This window comes from Eisenbergiella tayi, from assembly GCF_001881565.1.
Taxonomy (GTDB): Bacteria; Bacillota; Clostridia; order Lachnospirales; family Lachnospiraceae; genus Eisenbergiella; species Eisenbergiella tayi.
This window is the reverse complement of the sequence record NZ_MPDJ01000006.1, coordinates 242,589-264,082: the sequence shown is the minus strand read 5'-3', so window position 1 is coordinate 264,082 and position 21,494 is coordinate 242,589. Positions and strand designations below refer to the sequence as shown.

The following is a 21,494-nucleotide window of genomic DNA, read 5'->3' as shown; positions in this document are numbered from 1 at the left end:
GCCGCATTCATCGGAAAGCGGCCGCCCTGTTTTATTTATGCTTGTGCAAAATCTGATGTATTTCCTTTATTACAGTTCCCCTTCCAGGGGCGGGCCGGTAAATTTCATCAATTCCTTTTTATGGTACCGATAATAAACCAGCCCCGTCACATCAGCCAAAATCCATCCGACGGGAATAGCCGCCCAGATTCCGGTCACACCGACAAATGCTGAAAGCAGATAGGCAAGCAGTACCCGCATTCCCAAGGAAATCACGGTCAGCACCACGGACATGCCGGGGCGTTTTACGGCGCGGTAAAAACCATAGAGTAAGAAGAGGCAGCCGATTCCCCAGTAAAAAAGGGCGACAATCCGCAGATATTTCACGCCTTCCGCAAGGATTTCCGTTTCCTGCGGCTGTACAAACAACAGCATAAGAGGCCTGGCGAAAAGAACTACAACAGCAGATACGAAAATGCAGAACAAGAGGGTGAGCTGCACTGTTTTTTTAATGCCGACCCGAATACGCTCTTCTTTTCCGGCTCCATAATTCTGAGCCACAAAGGTAGAAAAGGCATTTCCGAAATCCTGGACCGGCATGTAAGCGAAGGAGTCGATTTTGACGGCTGCGGCAAAAGCCGCCATGATTACCGGCCCGAAGCTGTTCACCAGGCCCTGTACCATCAGGATTCCGAAATTCATGACGGACTGCTGTATGCAGGTGAGAATAGAAAGGCTGCATATTTCCCGCAGGATATGGCTGTTCCACCGCAGATCCGTACGGGATGGCAGAAAATTTTTACAGCGGATAAAGGTATAAAGCGTGATACCCAGGCCTGCTGCATACTGAGCAATAACCGTAGCGCCTGCCGCCCCCTTCACTCCCCAGTCGAATACGAGAACGAACAGCAGATCCAGGCCGATATTCAGACATGCGGAGATACTCAGAAAAATCAGCGGAACGGAAGAATTTCCCATGGCCCGCAGCAGTCCGGCAAAAAAATTGTAAAGGAAAGCAGCTCCCACGCCGGCAAATATAATCCATAAATAATCCCTCATCAGGGGATATACCTGTTTTGGCACATGCAGAAAGGCCATGATAGGATCGATAAACAGATATACCCCGACATTCAGGACGGCAGCAATCACAAAAATCAGTCCGAACGCATGGAGGACAGCAGCTTTCAAACGCTGTGTATCTCCCTGTCCCTGGTAAATGGAAAACAGCGCCCCCGCTCCCATGGACAGGCCCAGAAGAATGGAGGTGAGGAACGTCATTAATGTGTAAGCGGAGCCTACCGCTGCAAGGGCATTGCTGCCAAGGAACCTTCCTACTATGAGGGTATCGGCTATGTTATAAAACTGCTGCAGCAGATTTCCCGCCATCATAGGCAGCACAAACAGTATTATTGTTTTTGTTATATTCCCTTTGGTTAAATCCCGGTACATGGAATGCCGCTCCTGTCATCGTTTTTGTCAAAGATATTTTGCCCTGTCAAGCAATGGCATGACAGCAGTAAAAAAGGAAATGAGATTATATCCGCCATGGACAAGCATACAGCAGAGAAGCGCTTTTCCTATGGTTAATTGATTTGAAGTATTCATTTTGTCTCCCAAAGTATAAGGCATTATTTTTTCAGAAGCAATTCCATGGGAGTATAAACAATTCCCTTATAGACGGCCTGTGCGCCTGTATCCTGAAAGCCTAAATGGTGATAAAAAGGAACGGCATAGGGCGATGCGTTCAGCTTTATCTTATCCGCTCCGCGGCGGCACATTTCTTCGGCAGCTTTCTCAAATAAGCATCTGCCTATTCCCATTTTATGGTATTTTCCTCTGACAAACACACAGGACACCGTGTTTTTATCCGAAAAAGACAGCACACCGGCTAAATTATTTCCGACGAACGCGCCGTACATTACTTCTCTTTTATCAGTGAATTTATTTCGGAAACCGGCTCCATGGACATATTCCTGATAAAAATTATCTATCCCTTCCTGTGTATAATCCGGAGCAACGAATTCGAGAAACACCTCCCAGATTAAGGAAAAGGCTTCTTCTGTTTCTTTTTCATCAAGCAATCTGATTTCTATCATCTTTTTCCCTCATTTATCTTCCCTGTATTGACGAATAGCGGGAACCGTCCTAAAATAAAGCTTGTTGATTGTTCCTTGTCCCATATATATCGAACTATGATACAGTTTATTTATTATAGGAAACCTTTCATGAAAAGTCAAAGTTCCCGGCAAGTACAATGGACTGAAGTCCGCGGCTCTTTGACCCCCGCGGTTGCCAGGGACAGACGAATCTTTGGCCCGCCGCCCGCGGGAATCACGATGATTACAGGAGGAATAACGAAATGGAGAAGAAATTATCCAGGGATGAAGCCTGGGCGCTGTTAACCGAGTACACCAAGACCCCTGCCCTGCAGAAGCACGCTCTGGCTGTGGAAGCTGTTATGAGCCACTTTGGCCGGCTCAACGGTGAAGAGGAAGAAACCTGGGGCGTGGTCGGTCTGCTGCATGATTTGGATTATGAAAAATATCCGGACGAGCACTGCAAAAAAGCGGCGGAAATCATGAAGGAACGGGGAATCGATGATTTTTATATCCATGCAGTCTGCAGCCACGGTTATGGAATCTGTTCCGATGTAAAACCGGAAAGCACGATGGAAAAGGTGCTGTTCACCATTGATGAACTGACTGGCCTTATTAATGCGGTTTGTCTGATGCGTCCTTCCAAAAGTGTCCTGGATTTGGAAGTGAAGTCTGTAAAAAAGAAATTCAAGGATAAATCCTTTGCCGCGGGCGTGGATCGTAATACCATCCGTACCGGGTGTGAAATGCTCGGAATGGAATTGGATGATGTGATCCGGGAGACGATTGAAGGGATGAAGGAAAAGGCCGAAGCTCTGGGGCTGAAAGGAGAGCTGTAGGCTCTGCGCAGGCGCCGGAATTCCTGGCGTATTTAAAACAGGCAGCTGAGACAGTCTAAACAGTCTCAGCTGCCTGTTTTTATGTCTGCGTCTAAAGTTTCCTGTCCGAAGCGTTCTGTTCCTCTGTCATATCTTCTTCCTTATGAGCCGCCGACAGCGGTAATTCTTCTTCTCCTGCCTGCGCCTGATAGGCGGGTATCTGTGTCAGATCATAAAGGTTGTCCAATGCCTTATTCTTACCCTTCCGGTTCAGCCTATGATAATATTCCATAAGCAGGGCTGTTTCCGGTTCCTCCCGGACTGCATATTCTTCTATCCCTAACAGATAAGAGGGGGATACTTCCAGAATCTCCGCCATCTTCAGCAAGGTGGCTTTTTTAATATTGGAAACCCTCCCCTTTTCGTATTTAGCTATGGCTGATTTCTGAAGTCCCAGCATATGGGCCAGCTCCTCTTGGGTCATATGCCTGTCCTTACGCAGCCTGCGTATTCGCTCTCCTATTTCCATAAAATAGCTCCTCTCGGAATATTATTTTCCAATTATGTGTCTTAATATTACCATTCTTTTGTTAAGCAAGCAATATTTTATTTATTTTTCCCAAACAAATATCTTTTTAAGACACTTATGTTGTTGACATCCTTTGTTTTTCATAGTATGCTATTAGTGTCTTAAAAAGATACTAAAGAGTGCCAAATCCGCACTTATGATGAAAAGGAGGACATTTTTATGTCAAACATTGATCTTTTAAAATTACAATCTCTTTTGGATGACCACCGTCATTATCTGCTTCAGGGATATAATGTAGTCAGCAACCCCTATCTCAGAACTGAGGATATCCAGATGTCCAATACCATTCTGGATAAAGATAAGCTTAATGAAAAATTCCCGGGCAACAGCTTTTATAATTACGTGAGTGGAAATGAAACAGGTTCCATTTCCGAAACCTATGCAGGAAATACTCTTTATGAGATGGAAACCAGCTTTGGGACGAAGAATACCATTGCCTACAATTCGGTAGCCCTCAATGCCAGCCTTTCTGCAGATTACCAGACAGGAAACTCCATTCTGGACAATAATATTTTCTTAAAGCAATATCAGGCGCATGTCCTTGGCCATATCTATTCCAAAGGAGATGTTTCCGACCTGCGCGAATGCCTGGATGCACATTTCCGGGAGGATTTGGAAAACATGGAACCCAGAAAGTTATTTTTAAAATATGGTACCCACCTAATCCGTGATTTCAGTGTGGGTGGATGTATCATGCTGGATATGCGCTATCACAACCATATGCATAAAACCGTACAGCAGGTTTCCGCGGATGCTGCCGCCGCTTATTCGGGTCTCAGCTTCGATTCCTCCACCAGCGCATACAAAAACGCCGTTTCTTTTTATCAGAATGTCAGCGTCAGGATACGTTCTGTCGGCGGAAATTCTTTCTCGGCGTTTTCTGTCAGCGATTTTAACAGTCAGAGTAAGGCCTGGATGGATTCTCTGGCGGACAAAGCCGTTCCTTTCCGGATTAACAGAAACGGCAGCCTGCCTATATGGGAACTGACGAGTAATGCCGCACGTGCCAAAACGCTGGAAAAAGAATTTTATCTGTATAATATAGATGTCCTGGACGAAGTGAAGGCAAATATTCCTTTTATAACCGACCTCCGTGTAGAAATAAGGGATAAAGATAATATCCGTTCCGTCTGCCCTGAAAACTGGTATGTTGCCCAGATGAATCCGGGGACTCTCTCTGCTTATGATATTGACCTGAACAAAGGATCGGGAGGGAAATATATTTACCTGCTCTATCGTTTTGGTACAAATCAAAAGGACAGAATTACAGATATTAAAATTCTGATGGGACGTAATACAAAGCTCGGCGGCTATACCAGGATAGATGCCGATTTGAATACAGGATCCGGAGGTGAATATATTTATCTTGCATATAAAAAAGAAGATAATAAGGAAAAAGACGGGATTTACGGCCTTGGGACCACTGAGCAGTCATCCTTTACGGATAATTACTGGAGGATGGCAAAGGATCAGAACAATAATCTTGCTGATCTGAACAAGGGAGCCGGAGGGCTTTTTATTTATCTGTTAACCTATCGTGAGAAATATCTTGATGAAATTGAAAGGGAAAAGAGAGAACTGCAGGCGCTGGCTGACAGTCTGAAATAAACGTACAGATTTTTACCGGAAGTAAACATTCCTTCCCATATACAGCGGGGACTGCCTGAAAAGGCAGTCCCTGATTAGCAGCTCAAACTATTTCGTATTGTGGAGAATCGGGCTGATTTTCTTATATATCAGCATGGTTACTAAGGATACGATGCCGCCCTTGAGTATGTTCATTGGAGCCACTGCGAATACAACAAGGGTATTAACGCTGTTGATGGCCGGGTTGATGACGTGGCCCATTTCGATTATGGAGTCCAGAGGAAGGCCATAAAGCTCCGCAAATTTGGGAAGCAGATAAACCGCATTAAAGGCCGTTCCGAATATGGTCATCACCAAAGTTCCCACAACACATCCTATCACCGCATTTTTCTTGTTCTTCCGGAACAGGTAAATGATCGAAGCGGGAAGCAGGAAGGTGCAGCCAATAATAAAGTTTGCCAGATCTCCTACGAAGGCAGTGGAGGTTCCTTTGAATAACAGCTTCAGGACTATCTTGCAGAATTCTATCATGACGGCGGCTACCGGGCCGAACGCAAATGCTCCGATAAGGGCCGGGAGCTCGCTGAAGTCCAGTTTATAAAAGTCGGGGGCGAAGGGAATGGGAAAATCCATTACGTGAAGGACTGCCGCTATTGCAGAAAAGACGCCGATCATGGCAATCTTTCTGGTAGTTAGGGTGCGTTCCTTTACGCCGTTTTTCTTCTTTTCCAGTTTTTCCACCACATAGGCTATGATTACCATGGCGGCTACCAGTCCCAGGAACTCCAGGACAAAAATAAGGTTTTCCATAAATGTTGCTGCTAGATTATTCATAACTCTCTCCTTTTCTTTTTTCCGGATTCCCGGAAAATTTGATAGATAAGGAAAATTCTTCTGACTTTTCATGAGGAGTATGGCTTTGGATTTATTACGATTGCGGGAACGGCTGTCCTAAGGAAATAAAAAACCCGGAGAAATATATTCTCCGGGCAGATATCCAATCCATAGGAAAAAGCGGCATTACCCTGTTTCCGGGGAAACAATAAATAAACCAGGCCTTCCTCTCATGATTCTTCTTCTCTCATCCAGACTTTACTGTCGGTTCCGGATTCTTACCGGAATCAGCCGCTTATGCGGGTCGCGGACTTGTCTGCTCACGCAGCTTCACCGCCGGTAGGGAATTACACCCGACCCTGAAGAACTTTACCTTTATTCACCTGAAAGCAGATTTCCATGTTATCTTAAAAACCGCTTTCTGTTACTTTTTTATCATAGCAGGATTTCGGCAAAAGTCAACAGGGATTTTTCTCCTTACTGCGGCATCTCTTCCAGCACAAGGAAATCATTCCTTTCCAGAACCTCTTCGTCCGCCGCAGCCTTTTTTGTCAGATAATCCCGGTACCCTCCGCATTTCTTTATAGTCTGAGGGGCGGATGTAAAATTGAACAGGAAGAAGATTTTTCTTCCGCCCAGCAGGCGCATGACGCGTTCCACTCCGTCAGGGGCTGTGACCTGTTCGGGCGCCGGACAGGCAGGGGCGCATACAGTGAGGAGGAATTGCTGCCATGCTTCATCGGGCATGTCGGTTCCTACGTAACAGGCCTTCCCTTTTCCGAATTGCTGTTCGGAAATGACCATGCAGCCTTTTTTATAGTCTTCCTGATAAACTCCCAGGGCTTTTCCGGTTCCTGACAGCAGCTCGCTCCACATGCCGTCGGGAACGATCCATTCTCTTTTCTCCCCGTCCTTCTCTCCGCCGTTTTCACAGGGCAGGGTAAGTTTGAACGATGTATGATTTTCGGCAAAAACCGGCTCCACTTCTTCCACCTGTATGCCGAATACGTCCGTCAGCCCGGCGGGAAGCGGCTGGGTACAGCCCGCATTATCTTCATTTTTCACCCCGGTTAAAAAGGTTGCGATAAGAATGCCTCCCTGCCTTACATATTCCCGCAGCCTGCCGCGGATATCCGCATCCAGTATGAAGGCGGCGGGGAGCAGAAGGACTTTATAGCTTTCCCAGGAGGCATGGCAGGATATGACATCCGCGTTAATTCCGATTCGTTCCAGGCTGCGGTACAGCTTCTGTCCATAATCCAGATAGGTAAAAAGAGGATCATTTACAGGCTTGATGCGCAGGGCCCAGTGGCTGTCGTAATCCAGAAGAATCGCCGCTTCCGAGGGAAACTTCGCACCGGATAAGGGCTCCAGCTTTTTTAACAGTTCCGCGGTTTCTTTCATTTCATAGTAGCGTCTTCTGGGGATTCCGTCCATGTCCACAATGGCGTAATTCAGCTGCTCCGCCCCATAGGGAAAGGTGCGGTACTGGAAATGCAGAAGCGCCTGTGCGCCATGGGCAAAGGCCTGAATGACCGCCTGCTTCAGCGCCCCGGGATTCGGCTGCAGCCTGCCGGAGCCACTGAGCCGGTGGCCGCCTCCCGACATGAATTCCAGCACCCAGAAGGGGGCACCCTCTTTGACGCCTCTGGCAAATGCATAGGGGAAGGAATCCACCCGGGCATTGCGCAGGCCGGGATAGTAATCAAAGGCATAGCAGTCCAGGGCTTCGGTGCTTTTATAATAGTCTATGCTGTTGGTAGCAAGGCCGGTGGCATTGGTGGTCACCGGACAGCCGGTATACTTCCGCAGGACAGCTGTCTGGCTATTCTGGAACTCGATCTGGCTGTCGCTGGAAAACCGTTCGAAATCCAGGCGTACCAGAGGATTTTCATAAAAGGCGTTTATCAGATTCTGCGCACCGGGCTCTATGGAATTGACAGGAGGGGTAATCTGGTCAAAGCTCTGATATTCCTGGGACCAGAATACGGCGCCGCTTCTTTGGTTAAAATTTTCTATTGTACCGTATTTTTGTTCCAGCCAGCGGCTGAATTTTTGACGGCACACCGGGCAGGTACATCTGCCGGTCCCCTCCTGGGCGGGTTCGTTATCGATCTGAAAACCGGCTACCCAGGGGTTCTTTCCGTAATGCTCCGCTATTTTTTGCGTGATCCGCGCGCAGGCTTCCCGGTAAAAATCATTGTTATAGCAATAGTGGCGTCTTCCTCCGAAGGGCCTTACCACTCCTCTGTTATCCTGATACAGGATTTCCGGGTGTCCGGTCACCAGCCAGGCCGGCGGGCAGGCTGTGGGGGTACAGATGATGGTACGGATCCCCGCCTGCCCCAGGCTTTCCACCACATCATCCAGCCAGCCGAATGCAAAATGCCCTTCCTCCGGCTCCATACGGCTCCATGCAAATTCCCCCATGCGCACCGTATTGATTCCGGATTCTTTAATCAGGGCAAGGTCCTGTTCCAGTTCTTCCTTCGTTTTCTGTTCCGGATAATAGGAAACTCCATATAACATCTTTTCCCCTATTCCTTTCCCGTGAAATAAACTTCGTTTTCTTCTTTTTGAGGGACTTTCCCGTCCAGTTCCAGTACGACGATGCAATCCGGATCCTGCGGCGTTGTCTTTCTTCCCTGAGGTATTGTGATCCGAAGCCCTTCTTCTCCCTGTTCAAAAGGCGCGTCTTCTTCTGTTCCCAACAGGTAACAGCGTCGGATCCGCACGCCCGGATCCGGGAGCCTGCGTCCGGCAAAGGCCGCCGTGTCCAGGATATGCAGATAAATGCGGTTTTCACGGAAGGTGGTTCCGTATACCTCATCCTCTGGCTCGAAAGGGCCTCCTCTTGTATTGTAGATGCTTTCGCCGTAACGGCTCAGCCAGTCTCCGATCTGCCTGATACGCTGGTGGATCTCTTCCGAAACCTTGCCGTTTCTGTCCGGGCCGATGTTCAAAAGCAGGTTGCCGTCCCGGCATACTACATTGACGAGCATTTTTATCAGCCAGTCAAAATCGGACACGGGATCATCCGCCATCCAGCCCCAGCTGCTGCCGCTGCAGAGGCACATATTTTTTTCCCATGGAACAGGAATGATTTTTCCCTGTATTTCATGGGAGCCTTCGTCGCAGTAAAAATCTCCTTCCCAGCCGGATCGGGGATTGATCACGGTTTCCGGGCTGTGGGAACGCACCATGGCATTGAGCTTTCCGGGTTCCCAGAACCAGGCGCTGGAGGTGTCACTTCCTTTGTGCGCCAGCCAGCCGCCGTCATACCACAGGATATCGGGTTTCCCATATCGGGTAACCAGCTCCTCTACCTGATCGTAGCATTGTTTTTTCATCAGCGCCGCATTCTCCGGCAGGCCCTCCGGATCAAAGTAACCGGGAAACCGCCAGTCCATGGGGGAATAGTAATATCCTACTCGGAGTCCTGCCTTACGGCAGCTTTCCGTATATTCCGCCACAAAGTCCCTGCGGGATCCGGTTTTGGCAGTGGTAAACTGCTCATAGCTGCCCGCGCTGTCCCAAAGTGCAAAGCCGTCATGGTGTCTGGTGACCATGACCATATACCTTGCCCCCATCTCCACGGCCATCTGTGCCCATTCGTCCGTGGAAAAATTCTGAGGGCTGAATTCCATGGCAAGGGCTTCGTATTCTTCCTTCGGTATCTGTTCATTGAAGCGCACCCATTCCCCTCTTCCCAAAAGGGAATAAAGCCCCCAATGCACAAACATTCCTATTTTGGCATCCCGCCACCACTGCATCTGCTCCGGCTTCAGCTTCAGGCCGGGAACCTTTACGCCGCCCAGACTTTTAAAATTGATGCTGCTTTTCAGCATGGATTTCAGTTCCGCCCCCGTAATTTCCCTGGGTATTTTCTTTTCCATTTTCTTATCCGCCTTTCACTCATACATCCAGTCAAGGGTATCCATTCCTTCCCCTTCCAGCCCTGCGTTCCGGGGAACGACAGGCGCATCCTCCGGTATCACGCCCGCAACTATAAATGCGCCGGTGCCAAGATAAATCTCATGGGTTCCTTTTTCATAGGAGAACGCATGAATATGGACAGCCTTGCAGCCCTGTGCCTTCAGGGCGTTGGCATAAAGGACAGCCAGGCCGCCTCTGTCATCCGCATGGGTGTTGGTTTCCAGCTCGGGCACCTGCAGCCATTCCACCCCTTTGTCGTCGAAATAGCCTATCAATATTTTGGAATCCTGCGCCAGGGTCAGCTTAATGGTTATCCCTGTGACGATGGCCTCGCCCATGCCGAAACGGATCCCGGTCAGGCCCTGTATTTCCGGCGCGATATTCTGAATCCGGCTGTCACTGTCCGTAAACAGGTATTCTCCCTTTTTCAGGGTATAGGTTTCCAGTCCTTTTCCTTCCAGGGTAAATTCCGCTTCCGGCAGCCTGCTTCCTTCCGTTTCCTCTTCTTCTCCCACGGGAATCCAGCCGTTTTTCAGCTTTTCCACATTTGCCCTGAAATTACGGAATTCTTTCTCATATTCAGGAAGGCACTGTGTCCAATGCCCATAGGTTTCTCCATTGGGGAAAGGGATTTTCCTCTGGGGCGTCTGCATACTGTTGGCATACAGGTAGGTCTCTTTGGTAAGAGCCGTCAGCTTCCGGTACCATTCCATGGCCTGCTCCCATTGCTCCTGCGCTTCTTCCAGATACCTGAGCTCTCCCAGGCATCTTTCATCCATGCCGTATTTATAGGCCAGGATATTCATGGCGGCTTTGATTTTCCAGCAGTAAAACAGGGTCATGGCTTTCACAGCCCTGCAGTCGTCCAGGATTCCCTGAAGCCCTTTGGGATCCCTGACGGAACACCGGGCCGCTGCCGCCGCATTTTTATCCATACGTTCTACCAGATATTCCAGATCCTCCACCAGATCAAAGGGTGTTTCTCCCACATGGGGAAGGCCTTCTTTTTCCTTCCGCCAGTAATCATCCGGCTGCTCTCCCACCGCGGCCACCGAATGCCACAGCTCTCTGTTGGGGCGGTATTTTATCACATTGGTAAGCTGGGACATGGTCATCCCCAGACTCATGGTCTGGCGATTTCCTTCCGTAATCCCCACTCTTCCGAGGATTTTAGGCGCGCACAGGCCCATGGCTTCCAGGGCCTTCAGCAGGCTTCCGGCATTTTCTTCGGGCATGCCGTATTGACAGGCCAGCCTTCTTTTCCAGTATTCCTTTTCCTCTTCCTCCGGCCTCCAGGGATTCCATGCATAGCGGAACCACGCTTCATACCACAGCCAGTCGCGGTGAAGCTGGGTGAGCCTTTTTTCCGATTTATCCGGGGAATAGGGCCAGTCCCAGTAAAACAGGGGGTAGAGATGAAGCCCGTTGGCTCCGAGCCGCTCGCTTCCCGCCTGGACACATTTTTGGATAAAACCGGGGGCCATGAAGCGGAAGGGCTCCAAATTAGCCAGAATGTGTACGTTCATGATATGGCCGCCGCCCAGGGCGCTTAAGCTTTTATGAAGCTGCTGCCAGTTTCCTCTCGGCAGATAGGTGGTCAGGCTCTCCCCATTATATTTCCACATGGTATATAAATGGGTATATTCGGCGGAAGCGGCTTCCATGGCGGCTACCGGGTCACAGTCGTGGCCGCGCAGGATGACAGGAGGTTCCTCCTTCAGGCCGGCCTCCTTCGCGCCCTGCTTCACAGCGGGAATGATCGTACGGGCAAACCAGTCCGTTTTATTCTGCGTTCCGCGCAGCGCCTCACCCAGGCAGACCATCAGGCCGATATGGGGATAGGTCTTAACAAATTCCACGATGGATTTGTAAGTATAGTCCGCCACAAGGGGATGGATATTGCTCTGGTTCAGATCCAGTCCGTGGGCCAGGGCAAAGGGCAGGGAAATATGGATGTTATAAAATTTCAGGACAACCCAGATTCCCCTTCTGTCGCATTCCCTGGTGAGCCAGCCGAAAAGCTCCCGGTTTTTTTCATATTCTTCAGGGGTCACTTCCAGGGCTTCCGGGTAATCCGGCACCTTTACCAGAGAGGCAAAGGGATGGCCGCTCCAGATATAAAGGACATTACAGCGTTCCCGGAGCATGCTGTCCAGAAATTCCTGCCACATTTTCTTATCGTAGAACCAGGGGAAACGATCCGGGGTGATCGGGTATTCATAGGTATGCCTCGGCGGCTCCAGTTTTGTTTTCTGAAGGCCCACACAAGGCCCCCTCAGCTTAAAGGCCGGTGCATCATAAAAACTGAGTTCAGCGGGCAGTTCCTTTTCCTCACGCAGCAGCTCCGCCAGCTTCAGGCATCCGTAAAGGGCTCCCGAAGTGCTTCCGCCGCAGACCACCGTCATTTTCCCGGGAATGTGCTGAAGATAAAAGCCTTCTCCTTCCGGTTCCCGGCTGTGGAAGCAAAGCACCTCCTCTTCCTCCAGCCAGTTCATCAGCTCCTCTTCCTTACGGATTCCCACATAAAGCTTTTCTCCGGGAATCAGGCGGTATTCCCATGGGTGTTCGGGCACTTCGGCCCAGACGCAGCCATATCCCGTTTCCTTAAGCGCTGTTTCCAGCAGGCTGATCCCGAATTCCACCCGGGGTTCCTCTTTTTTCAGCCGCCGTCTGTCCCCGATCAGGGTGACTTCTCTTTTTTTCATCATATCCTTTCCCTCTTCCAATACACTCAGCGTGAATCCCTCTTCCTGCATTCCCGCGTAAAGCTTCCTTCCACATCACTCCAGTGTTTCTCGGCGTGCGACAGGATTTTGTCCGCATTTTCCCTGGACATGGGGCCAAAATACAGGAACAGGGCGCTGCTGCCGTAACGGGCTACCAGCTTATCCAGCCTTTCCAGCCATTCCTCTGTTTCGCCGCTGTATACCTTTACCCACAGGGCTTTTCCCGCCGCAACAGCCTTGTCATAAATGGGATACCATTCTTCAAAGGTTCCGTCCGGTCCGTAATCCCCGCTGGTCCATTGCAGGGCGTCAATTTCCTCAATCTCCATGATAGCGTCCAGATGGCGTATGGCGTCCGGGCCGTCCAGATGGTAGAGGGAATGATTTAACTGCTTCGCCTGTCCCCGGAGGGCTTCCTGCACGAATTCCCGGAACTGATCGGGGGAAATCATGGCGGAGAAATCACACTGCAGCTTGGCAATTTTCCCTTCTCCCCAGATCTGGAAAACCGTGTAGCAGGAGCTTTCTTTTCCGTTCTCCATTTGTTTTGCCAGATCATAAAAGGCATCATAATATGTAAAATATAAATCCTGGACCTGGTTCACTCTGCGAAGCAGCTCCTCCGGTTCGTCCATCATATCAAAAATGGTATCCTGGGCTCCCCTCATGGACACCAGCACATCCAGATTTTCCATGATATCCGGTATTCCCACATAGAAATCCCCGCCGGACAGTTCGCACACTCTCCGGAAGACCTCCATATGCTTCTGAAACCACTTGTTTTCGGGGTCAAAGGCGAGATCCGGATAATCCAGCCAGTCTTCCACAAATTCCCGGAACCAGACGGTTTTCATATCAAACACAATATCGCTGCCCAGGTATCCGGCCATGGATCCGGGGCCGAAATCCACGCTCAGGTTGGGGAAGCTTTCCGCCAGAAAGTCATGGGTTTCGCAAAAGTAGCGGAACCGTTCCACACTCCTTTCCGGATTCATATATTTATCTTCTACGTCCACGGATTTCAGATGCGCGGCCTTTTCAGCGTCCATCGCTTCCGGCTTTTCGGCTATGATGTTCATGAGCGGCCTTCCCGTGTTTTCCCGTTTCCAGTACTTTTCCCATTTCTGTTTCGTCTCTTCCCAATTTTCTTTATATTTCATTTTCCTGTCCTTTCTTTTTCCGCAAACAATGACAGCTTACAGTAAAAATCCTCTAAAATCAGCCGGGGATCCACGCTGTTGTACACCCGTATGGGGCGGTACTGCTTCGTATGCACATAAGTCATATCCCTGGTAATTAACGGTGCGCCGATCCAGTCAAAACAAAATCTGTGCTCATAAAGCAAAAGTCCCGGCGCGGGGGAATCTCCCAGCACCCAGGTTTCCCCTGTCCGGAAAGGGCTTTTCCTGGATGTTTCTTCCATCTGGCAGGCAAGGAGCTGTTCAAACAGATACTTTCCCAGCACACCCTGGGGCAATACCCGGCATTCCAGCTCCGCAAAGCTTACCGGCATCATTTCATATACATTTTTGGGCACCTGCCACAGGGGGATGGGGGAGGAAAATACCACATTGGCGGCGTGGATATCATTTCCCAGGTTGAATTCCGGCCCTCCGGCAGGATATCTGCCGCCTCCGATCCAGATGACCGTAAGGCGTCCCGCGATGGCGGGTTCCAGGAGATAGGCGCTGGCGATGTCCGTAAGGGGACCCATAAAGGTGACAAACAGGGGGCGGTCGTCTTCCCGCATGGCCTCCCGGATAATCAGCCTGGCTCCCTCCGAATCCACGGGTTCCCCCGGAGACGGAAGAGGCCGGTCCGCTCCCCGGAAAAGGAGATTCTCCTCCGGGATATCCATCAGGGAAAGGATCTTCTGAAGCTCTCCGAAGCTTTGCTCCATGCTGTCCGCCGCTCTGTCCGTCCCGAAATGGGCGGCTATGAGCCCCACATTTTCAAAACGGGGGGACAGAAGGGTATGTACCACAGCGAAGGGATCATCCGCCTCATTTTTCGCATCCGTATCCGTGATGACACGGATCACTTTTTCCCGGGGCACCTGAAATTCATAATTCTGATACCGCATTTTTAACGCCTCCCCTCAGGAGCGGGTATTAGCTGCTCCAGTTCTTCTTTCATGGCGGAAAGTTCCTCATCCGATACCTCCGCAAACGGGGATCTCGCGATCTCCTCCACAATACTACCCTCTCCCTGGAACGGGATGCCGGACACGGCTTTCGGGAAATGCCTCACGATGATTTCTCTTGTTTCCGGTATGGACATCAGCTCATTCAGGTTGCTGTCCATACCGAAACGGCGGCGATAGGGCCTGCACGGACGGTAGGTGAAAAGATAGCTGCCCGCCTGCACCTGTGTCTGTACGTCCTCTCCCTGTATTTGGAACTCCGTTTTCCATTCTTCCCCGGCGGCACCTTCCTTCTCCTGCCGGATCAGGGCGCCGGCCCCTCCTGGCAGAACCAGCTTTGCCGAAGCCCCGAAGGGAACCGTAAACCGAAGCCGGAGCGTGCCGTCTTCTTCCAGCTCCCACCCGGAACGGTAGGTTCCGGCCGGTGTCAGGAGTTCTCCTTTGACATAGCGGAGCCGGTAATCGGGTCTGGGGGACAGGACCGCCTTCCGGAAGCCCGGCGCATCCTCCTGCGGGTTGATTCCCGCGGCATAGCGGTACAGGAAGGAGGCGATGGAGCCATAGGCATAATGATTCAGGGAATTCATTCCTGTTCCGCTTACGGAACCGTCAGGCAGCACCGAATTCCAGCGTTCCCAGACAGTGGTCGCACCCATTTTCACTTCATACAGCCAGCCCGGATATTCTTCATTCAGCAGCAGGCCGTATGCTTTTTCCGTGAATCCGTGATCCGACAGCGCGGGGCACAGATAGGGCGTCCCCACAAAACCGGTGTTGAGCCGGAAGGCATTTTCTTTCATTTTATCGAAGAAAGCCTTTTTTACCTGTTCCCGGAAATCCTCCGGCACCAGGCCGAAAGCGGTTACTACCGCGTAGGCGGTCTGGGTGTCCACCGCAAGCCTTCCGGAAGGGGTATAATATTCCCGGTAAAAAGCCTGCCTGATTTCATCCGCCAGAGTATCGTAACGCTCCTGCTCCTCCTTCTTTGCAAGGACTCCGGCCGCCTTTGCGGTGAGCCGCGCGGAATAATAATAGTAAGCCGTCGCCAGGAAGTAAGGATCCGTGCTTCCGTAAACTCCGCCGTCCACCTTCCCGTCCAGTGCCAGCCAGTCGCCGAAATGTCTGCCGGTCCGCCATAAACGGCCGCCTCCGCTTCTTTCTTCTTCTCCCCGGATATATTCCACCCATGCCTTCATGCTTGGGTACTGGGCCTTCAGCACATAAGGATCCCCGAAGTGTACATAAACCACCCAGGGAATGACGGCAGCGGCATCACCCCACGCACAGGCGCCGTTCAGCTCGTAGCGTGACATGGGGACCACATAGGGCACGCTGCCCCCGCATTTTTCCTGTTCCAGCGCCAAATCCTTCAAAAACTTCAGGTAAAAAGCGTAGGTGTCACAGTTGAAGCTGGCTGTATCCGCAAAAATCTGGGCGTCACCCGTCCATCCCATCCGTTCATCCCTCTGCGGGCAGTCGGTGGGCACATCCAGGAAATTCCCCCGCTGTCCCCATTTTATGTTGGATATAAGCTGGTTGACCATAGGCGATGAGGTCTGCAGACTTCCGGTTTCTTCCATTTCGGAGGAAATCACACAGCCGGTAAAATCTTCGGGACTGACTGTTCCCAGGAAGCCTTCTATTTTCACATACCGGAATCCGTAAAAGGTAAAATGGGAACGGGCCGTACCGGGCTTTCCGTCCGATATATAGGTGTATTCACATTTCGCCGTGCGCATGTTGTCCCGGTAAAAATTCCCGTTCTGAAGGATTTCCCCGAACTGCAGCCGCACCGCGATTCCCGCAGGCTGATTGACGGCAAATTCCATCCAGCCCACCATATTCTGTCCCATATCCAGTACGGTTTCCCCCGCGGGCGTATGCAGCAGGGCCGCCGGCCTGAGACGCCGCACTATCCGGATGGAAGGGCTGAGCCTGGGGGTGAGGCGGCTTGTGGAAAGGTTCGCCTGTTTCACCGGATAATCGGATTCTCCCTGCCCTCTTTCGTCATAAATTTCTCCGTCGTAGATGCTGTCAAAAAGGACTTTTCCTTTCCTGACCGCCCAGCTTTTGTCCGTACCCATGACGCGTTCCTCTCCGTCTTCAAAGAAAAGATGGAGTTCTCCGATAAACGCATACTCCTCCCCATGGCGGGGCAGCTTTGCCTTCAGCCCATAGGGTCCTTTATACCAGCCTTCCCCCAGCATGGCTTCCAGCGTATGAGTCCCTTCCGTCATCGTGAGCTCATAGGTCTGATACTGCAGCCAGCTGTCATAGGCATGAAGGCCGGGGAGAAGAACCTCTTCTCCTAATTTTTCCCCATCCAGGGAAAGTTCGTAAACGCCCAGGCCGAGGGCATAAAGACGCGCTGTTTTCAGCGGTTTTTCCACCCGGATTTTCTTACGGAATACCGGATGCTCCTGCTGGGAAAAGGTCTGTGTGATAAACACGCCTTCCCAGGCCTCCCCATCTCCCTTTGCTGTCTCAAACCAGGCAGGCTCGCTTTCACAGACATCCCCGGCATCGTCCCAGACCGTCACTTTCCAATAATACCGCGTCCGGGGCTCCGGACGGAAAGGCAGCTCATAACAGATGCTGTCAATATCTTCCCTTTTCCCCGAATCAAAAATAAGCTCCGCAAAGGTCTCCTCTTTTGCTGCGACAACTCTCGCAGCTGTCTGCCGGCTTCCCCTGCTTTCCTCCGCCACATAGGAAATCCTTGCGCTGTCCATGTAAAACCCCAGCGGATTCTCCATCCGGTTAGTCCGCATTCCAGTAATTTTCATTCCTGTTTCTCCCTCTTTCTATTCCGGCAGATATAAAAATTCCCCGGTGACTGTTTCCGTTACTCCCGCCTCTAAAGAAAGCGGCCTGTGCATTCCCTTGTATTCCAGGCTGACGAGCGTCTGCCGCGCCGCGGTAAAGCGGGCTTCCTCCAGGCGTCCTTCCTGCCAGCGGATACCCACACGTACATTCCCTCTTGCCAGGAGTCCGTCCACGCTGCCGCAGTCCCATTCCTCCGGAAGGCAGGGAAGCAGGCGCAGTTCCCCGCTGTGGCTCTGGAGCAGCATTTCAGCGATACCCATGCTCAGGCCGGTATTGCCGTCCAGCTCATAGACCTCCATAAAAGAACCGGCGCCTCTTGTGGGCGGATGCATGACCAGGAGATTGGGATGGGTCAATTCCTTCTGCATACTCCGGAGATGGTGTGAAGCTGCTTCTTTTCTCCGCAGCCTGGCGCTGTAGAGCAGCAGCAGGGAACGGGCCCAGCCGGTGTCCTCCCAGTTATCCTCCGGACACAGACGGCTTTCCATGCTTTTCCAGGCGGCTTCCGCCAGTTCCGGGGTCCCTTCTGACGTGACCTGTGCGTAAGGGAATACGCCGAGCAAATGGCTGGTATGCCGGTGCTGGGAATCTGCGGCAGGATGGGAATGTGCCCATTCCGCCAGCGTCCCGTCCGGCAGAATCCGGTAAGGGAGCAGGCGGGGAAGGATTTTTTCCGCCTGCATGACAAGCGTCCTGTCCTTTTGGGCTAAATCCGGCAGGAAAGAGGCCAGCTCCAGGAATTCCTCCAGCAATTCCCTTATCATCAGGATTTCATAGGTGCAGCCGTTGGAGAAAAAGCGTTTCTCCCCCTCTTTTATATACGCATTTTCGGGAGATATGGACGGCCCGGAAAGATAACGGCCGTCTTCTCCTTCAAAGACATAACCGGTGAAAAATTCCACGGCCTCCCGGATAACAGGGTAGGCATGTTCTCTCGCAAAGGCCTCGTCCCTGGTATAACGGTAATATTCCATATAATCGGAGGCCTGCCAGATCCCTCCCGTCGGGCAGGGGGAAATGGTGCGTGACCAGTAAGGCGCGGAAAATCCCCATGCATTGGAAACAAGATCGGCGCTCCAGCCTTTCCTGCCATAGCTTTCCCGGGCGCTGATCCGCCCCGAGGGAATCAGCAGCTTTTCCATCCATGCAAATAACGGCCTGCGGCATTCGGGCAGATTTCCCGGCCCGCTCAGCCAATAGTTCATCTGGGTATTAATATCCAGATGCATATCGCAGGTCCATCCGATGCGGCAGGCCACATTGTCATTCCAGACGCCCTGAAGATGGGCCGGCAGCGGGGAATCCTCTCTGGACGAACACTGCAGCAGATATCTGCCGAACTGGAAGGCCAGGGCAAAAAGAAGCGGATCCTCCTTACCCTGCCGTGAAGCAAGCACTCTTTCGTCCGTAGGGACGGCAGACGCAGCTTCCTGCTCTTCTTTCGTGCCAAGGCACAGGGAAACCCGTTCCATTCTGCTTTTCACGTCTTCCCTGTGACGGCTGCATATCCGGTCATATTCTTCCTGCAGATTTAGCTTTTTGCAGCCCGCTTTCTTTTCCTTACCGGCCGTCAGGCCCGCTTTCTCTTCATAGTCCGTTTCCATCCACAGCCCGATCAGAATCCTGCTGCATCCGGTAAAGGCAATCATCCCGTTGAGGAAGGAAATCCTGCCGTCTTCGCACCAGACTTTCACCGTCCCGGAAAGATCCACCCCGCAGCTGCCGTCGCTGTGCAGCTTTTCCCTTGCCTGCACCTGAAAACGGTACTCCCCCTCTTCCGTACAGGCCGAAAAAGGATTCTCCCCGCCGTCCACCCATATCCTGCCGGACAGGCTTTCCGGCTTTCCGGTTTTTATTTCATAGCAAAAGACCTGATCCGGCCAGGATACAAAAGCATTTCTGGCAACGGTGCTTCCTTCCTGCCGGTATTCCATGGAAAACAGGCCGGTCTTAAGATCCAGCCTTCTCACATATCCGTCCGGCTTTTCCCCGCTGTTTTCCAATGCAATTTTCAGTCTGCCAACCGGGAGGTTTGTTCCGTAATTTTCTCTGATGCCTATGAAATCAGAGGCTCTTTCCATAGCCGCTTCTTCTTTTCCTTCCTGAAGAAGAGAGCGCATTTCCTGAAAAGCCAGGGCTGCTCCCTTTTGGTTATTCTCCGAAGAAGGACTGCCGGAGAAAAAAGTGATTTCCGACAAATCCACCGTTTCCTCAAAGACACCTCCGTAAACAGCGGCTCCCATTCTGCCGTTTCCCAAAAGATATGCCTCCTGCCATCTATCCGCTTCCTTTGCGGACCAAATAATATCCTGCATTCGCTTCACTGCTCCTCCTGCTTGACTTTGCCCCTCATTCTCTTTATTATTATTTTAAATGGTCCGGTTTTCCCCGGACTGCCGTAAAGATACAGACTATCGGAAGGGGGGCTTATTATGTATCAGGCTGTCATTGTGGACGACGAACCTGTCATTGTGTCAGGGATCCGGGACGCCCTGGATTGGGAAGGGTTTGGTTTTGAAATAGCACTGGCCACCACCAGCCCGGCAACGGTGCTTTCTTTTCTGTCCGTTCATCCGGTGCATCTTCTCATTACCGACATCTCCATGCCCGAAATGGACGGCATTGCGCTGATACGCGAAGCCAAATCCCTCGTTCCCCTGCTTTCCGTCATCGTCCTCAGCGCCTATGATAACTTTGATTATGTGAAAGGCGCGCTCCGTTATGGTGCGGAAAACTATCTGCTGAAGCCTCTTTCCTCCGATGAGCTGAGCGATTCCATCCGCAATGTGGTCTCCCATGTCAAGGAACGGGAAGTCCTGAATATGAATTACGGCGGAACCATGCTCACCTTCCGCAGCACCTTCGTGGAGCAGTGGCTCAAAAACCTCCTGACGCCGGAAACCCTTCTGGAACGGGCCGGGCTTCTGGGAATCAATCTGGAAATGGACAACTATACTGCGGTGATTTTCAGCGCCGATAACCGTGACGCCGCATCCATGTCCCGTTTCTTTGATTTTCTGTTGTCCCTGCTGCCCGGAAGGTTTCTTGCCCATTTTTACTTCGAAATGCCTTACCGTCTGGTCTGCATTTTTTCCGGGCTGGATTCTTCCACGGAAATACGTTCCTTTGTCCTGCATCTGCTGGCTTTGTCCGAAAGCATGGGGCTTCCCATCTCCGCCAGCATGGGGCAGACGGTTCCTTTTTACCAGTCCGTCTGCGAAAGCTACCGCCAGGCCTGCTCCACTCTTTTCTGCAGCTGCTGCCGGGTTTCCTATGTCTCACAGGATGATTTTCTTGGACAGGAAACCGCCGAAAAACTGGTTAAACTGCTGGAGACCGGGGATATGGATGCTTTCCGTGCCTTTTATCCGGGTCTTTATGAACAGCATCAGTCCTTCTGTTGCTCCGTTACCCTTACCTCCTGCCTGCTGTCAGACTTATCCGCAGATCTGGACGAGCTTCCGGAAAAATATCCCGCCCTTGCCCGGGCACTGCTTTCTTTCCCCGGCAGGGAGGAAAATGAGGACAGCCACTGCGTCTTTATAGAACGTCTCATACAGGAATGCGCGGCAATCAAAACTGCCGCCAGCCAATCCATGTATCCCTGTGTGAATGCGGTCATTAAAGCCATTGAAGAATTTAAGGATAAGGACATCTCCTTAAAAACCCTGGCCGCCCGCCTGAATGTGTCCCCTTCCTATCTGGGCACCGTTTTCAAACAGCAGACAGGCTATTATTTCAACGACTATCTCACCGAAGCGCGCATCCGTTATGCCGCAAAGCTGATCGAAACTACTGATATGAAAATGAAGGATATCGTGGACGAGGTGGGCTTTTCCAGCCAGACCTATTTTAACCGCATGTTCAAACGCTTTTTCAATGTATCCCCTGTGGCCTACCGGCGGGACAAAAAGCTGAATTCCTGATTTTGAAAGAAGGGGCTGTTTACACAGCCCCTCT

General features: G+C 51.2%; 15 protein-coding genes and 1 riboswitch. Of the genes, 3 read left to right on the top strand and 12 right to left on the bottom strand.

Annotated features, from left to right (window positions below; all coding sequences use genetic code 11):
- Window positions 1-69: 69 nt before the first annotated feature.
- From BLA28_RS23090 to BLA28_RS23085, 3 genes are read right to left on the bottom strand one after another with little or no spacing between them, the layout of a single operon-like run.
- Entirely contained in the window at window positions 70-1,428 is a 1,359-nt protein-coding gene (locus BLA28_RS23090; RefSeq protein ID WP_069157420.1) for an MATE family efflux transporter, read from the bottom strand.
- A 27-nt stretch (window positions 1,429-1,455) separates the two neighbouring features.
- On the bottom strand, window positions 1,456-1,584 hold the full coding sequence (locus BLA28_RS34455) for a hypothetical protein (RefSeq protein WP_278336233.1): 129 nt from the start codon (window positions 1,582-1,584) through the stop codon (window positions 1,456-1,458).
- Between the two features lie 23 nt (window positions 1,585-1,607).
- On the bottom strand, window positions 1,608-2,075 hold the full coding sequence (locus BLA28_RS23085) for a GNAT family N-acetyltransferase (protein ID WP_081329998.1): 468 nt from the start codon (window positions 2,073-2,075) through the stop codon (window positions 1,608-1,610).
- A gap of 263 nt (window positions 2,076-2,338) precedes the next feature.
- On the opposite strand from BLA28_RS23085, the gene BLA28_RS23080 reads away from it, so the two are divergent.
- Window positions 2,339-2,914 carry an HD domain-containing protein gene (locus tag BLA28_RS23080; RefSeq protein ID WP_044965373.1) on the top strand — a complete coding sequence of 192 codons (576 nt, stop codon included), beginning with the start codon at window positions 2,339-2,341 and terminating at the stop codon, window positions 2,912-2,914.
- Window positions 2,915-3,005: 91 nt separating this feature from the next.
- On the opposite strand, the gene BLA28_RS23075 is transcribed toward BLA28_RS23080, so the two are convergent.
- The gene (locus tag BLA28_RS23075) at window positions 3,006-3,422 is read right to left on the bottom strand and encodes a helix-turn-helix domain-containing protein (protein WP_044965371.1); all 417 of its coding nucleotides are present in this window, start codon (window positions 3,420-3,422) and stop codon (window positions 3,006-3,008) included.
- A gap of 219 nt (window positions 3,423-3,641) precedes the next feature.
- Between BLA28_RS23075 and BLA28_RS23070 the strand changes: the two genes are divergently transcribed.
- Window positions 3,642-5,090 (top strand): MAC/perforin domain-containing protein, encoded by a 1,449-nt coding sequence (locus tag BLA28_RS23070; protein ID WP_069157421.1) that lies wholly within the window; start codon window positions 3,642-3,644, stop codon window positions 5,088-5,090.
- Window positions 5,091-5,177: 87 nt separating this feature from the next.
- On the opposite strand, the gene BLA28_RS23065 is transcribed toward BLA28_RS23070, so the two are convergent.
- The 8 genes from BLA28_RS23065 to BLA28_RS23030 all read right to left on the bottom strand — a co-directional run bounded on the left by BLA28_RS23065 (window position 5,178) and on the right by BLA28_RS23030 (window position 19,849).
- Entirely contained in the window at window positions 5,178-5,903 is a 726-nt protein-coding gene (locus BLA28_RS23065) for an ECF transporter S component (RefSeq protein ID WP_044965405.1), read from the bottom strand.
- A 235-nt stretch (window positions 5,904-6,138) separates the two neighbouring features.
- A riboswitch (FMN riboswitch) is annotated at window positions 6,139-6,274 on the bottom strand.
- Between the two features lie 106 nt (window positions 6,275-6,380).
- The gene (locus BLA28_RS23060) at window positions 6,381-8,432 is read right to left on the bottom strand and encodes a beta-galactosidase (RefSeq protein ID WP_069157422.1); all 2,052 of its coding nucleotides are present in this window, start codon (window positions 8,430-8,432) and stop codon (window positions 6,381-6,383) included.
- An 8-nt stretch (window positions 8,433-8,440) separates the two neighbouring features.
- The gene (locus BLA28_RS23055) at window positions 8,441-9,799 is read right to left on the bottom strand and encodes an alpha-L-fucosidase (protein ID WP_069157423.1); all 1,359 of its coding nucleotides are present in this window, start codon (window positions 9,797-9,799) and stop codon (window positions 8,441-8,443) included.
- Between the two features lie 15 nt (window positions 9,800-9,814).
- Entirely contained in the window at window positions 9,815-12,547 is a 2,733-nt protein-coding gene (locus BLA28_RS23050; RefSeq protein ID WP_207648284.1) for a hypothetical protein, read from the bottom strand.
- A 23-nt stretch (window positions 12,548-12,570) separates the two neighbouring features.
- Window positions 12,571-13,725 carry a trimethylamine corrinoid protein 2 gene (locus BLA28_RS23045; protein ID WP_069157424.1) on the bottom strand — a complete coding sequence of 385 codons (1,155 nt, stop codon included), beginning with the start codon at window positions 13,723-13,725 and terminating at the stop codon, window positions 12,571-12,573.
- Window positions 13,722-14,648 (bottom strand): nucleoside hydrolase, encoded by a 927-nt coding sequence (locus tag BLA28_RS23040; RefSeq protein ID WP_069157425.1) that lies wholly within the window; start codon window positions 14,646-14,648, stop codon window positions 13,722-13,724. The genes BLA28_RS23045 and BLA28_RS23040 overlap by 4 nt, the downstream gene beginning before the upstream one ends.
- 2 nt (window positions 14,649-14,650) lie before the next feature.
- The gene (locus BLA28_RS23035; RefSeq protein ID WP_069157426.1) at window positions 14,651-17,494 is read right to left on the bottom strand and encodes an alpha-L-rhamnosidase; all 2,844 of its coding nucleotides are present in this window, start codon (window positions 17,492-17,494) and stop codon (window positions 14,651-14,653) included.
- Between the two features lie 18 nt (window positions 17,495-17,512).
- Complete coding sequence (locus BLA28_RS23030; protein ID WP_069157427.1) at window positions 17,513-19,849, bottom strand: glycoside hydrolase family 95 protein; 2,337 nt, start codon at window positions 19,847-19,849, stop codon at window positions 17,513-17,515.
- Between the two features lie 117 nt (window positions 19,850-19,966).
- Between BLA28_RS23030 and BLA28_RS23025 the strand changes: the two genes are divergently transcribed.
- On the top strand, window positions 19,967-21,460 hold the full coding sequence (locus BLA28_RS23025; RefSeq protein WP_069157428.1) for a helix-turn-helix domain-containing protein: 1,494 nt from the start codon (window positions 19,967-19,969) through the stop codon (window positions 21,458-21,460).
- The last annotated feature ends 34 nt before the right edge of the window (window positions 21,461-21,494 follow it).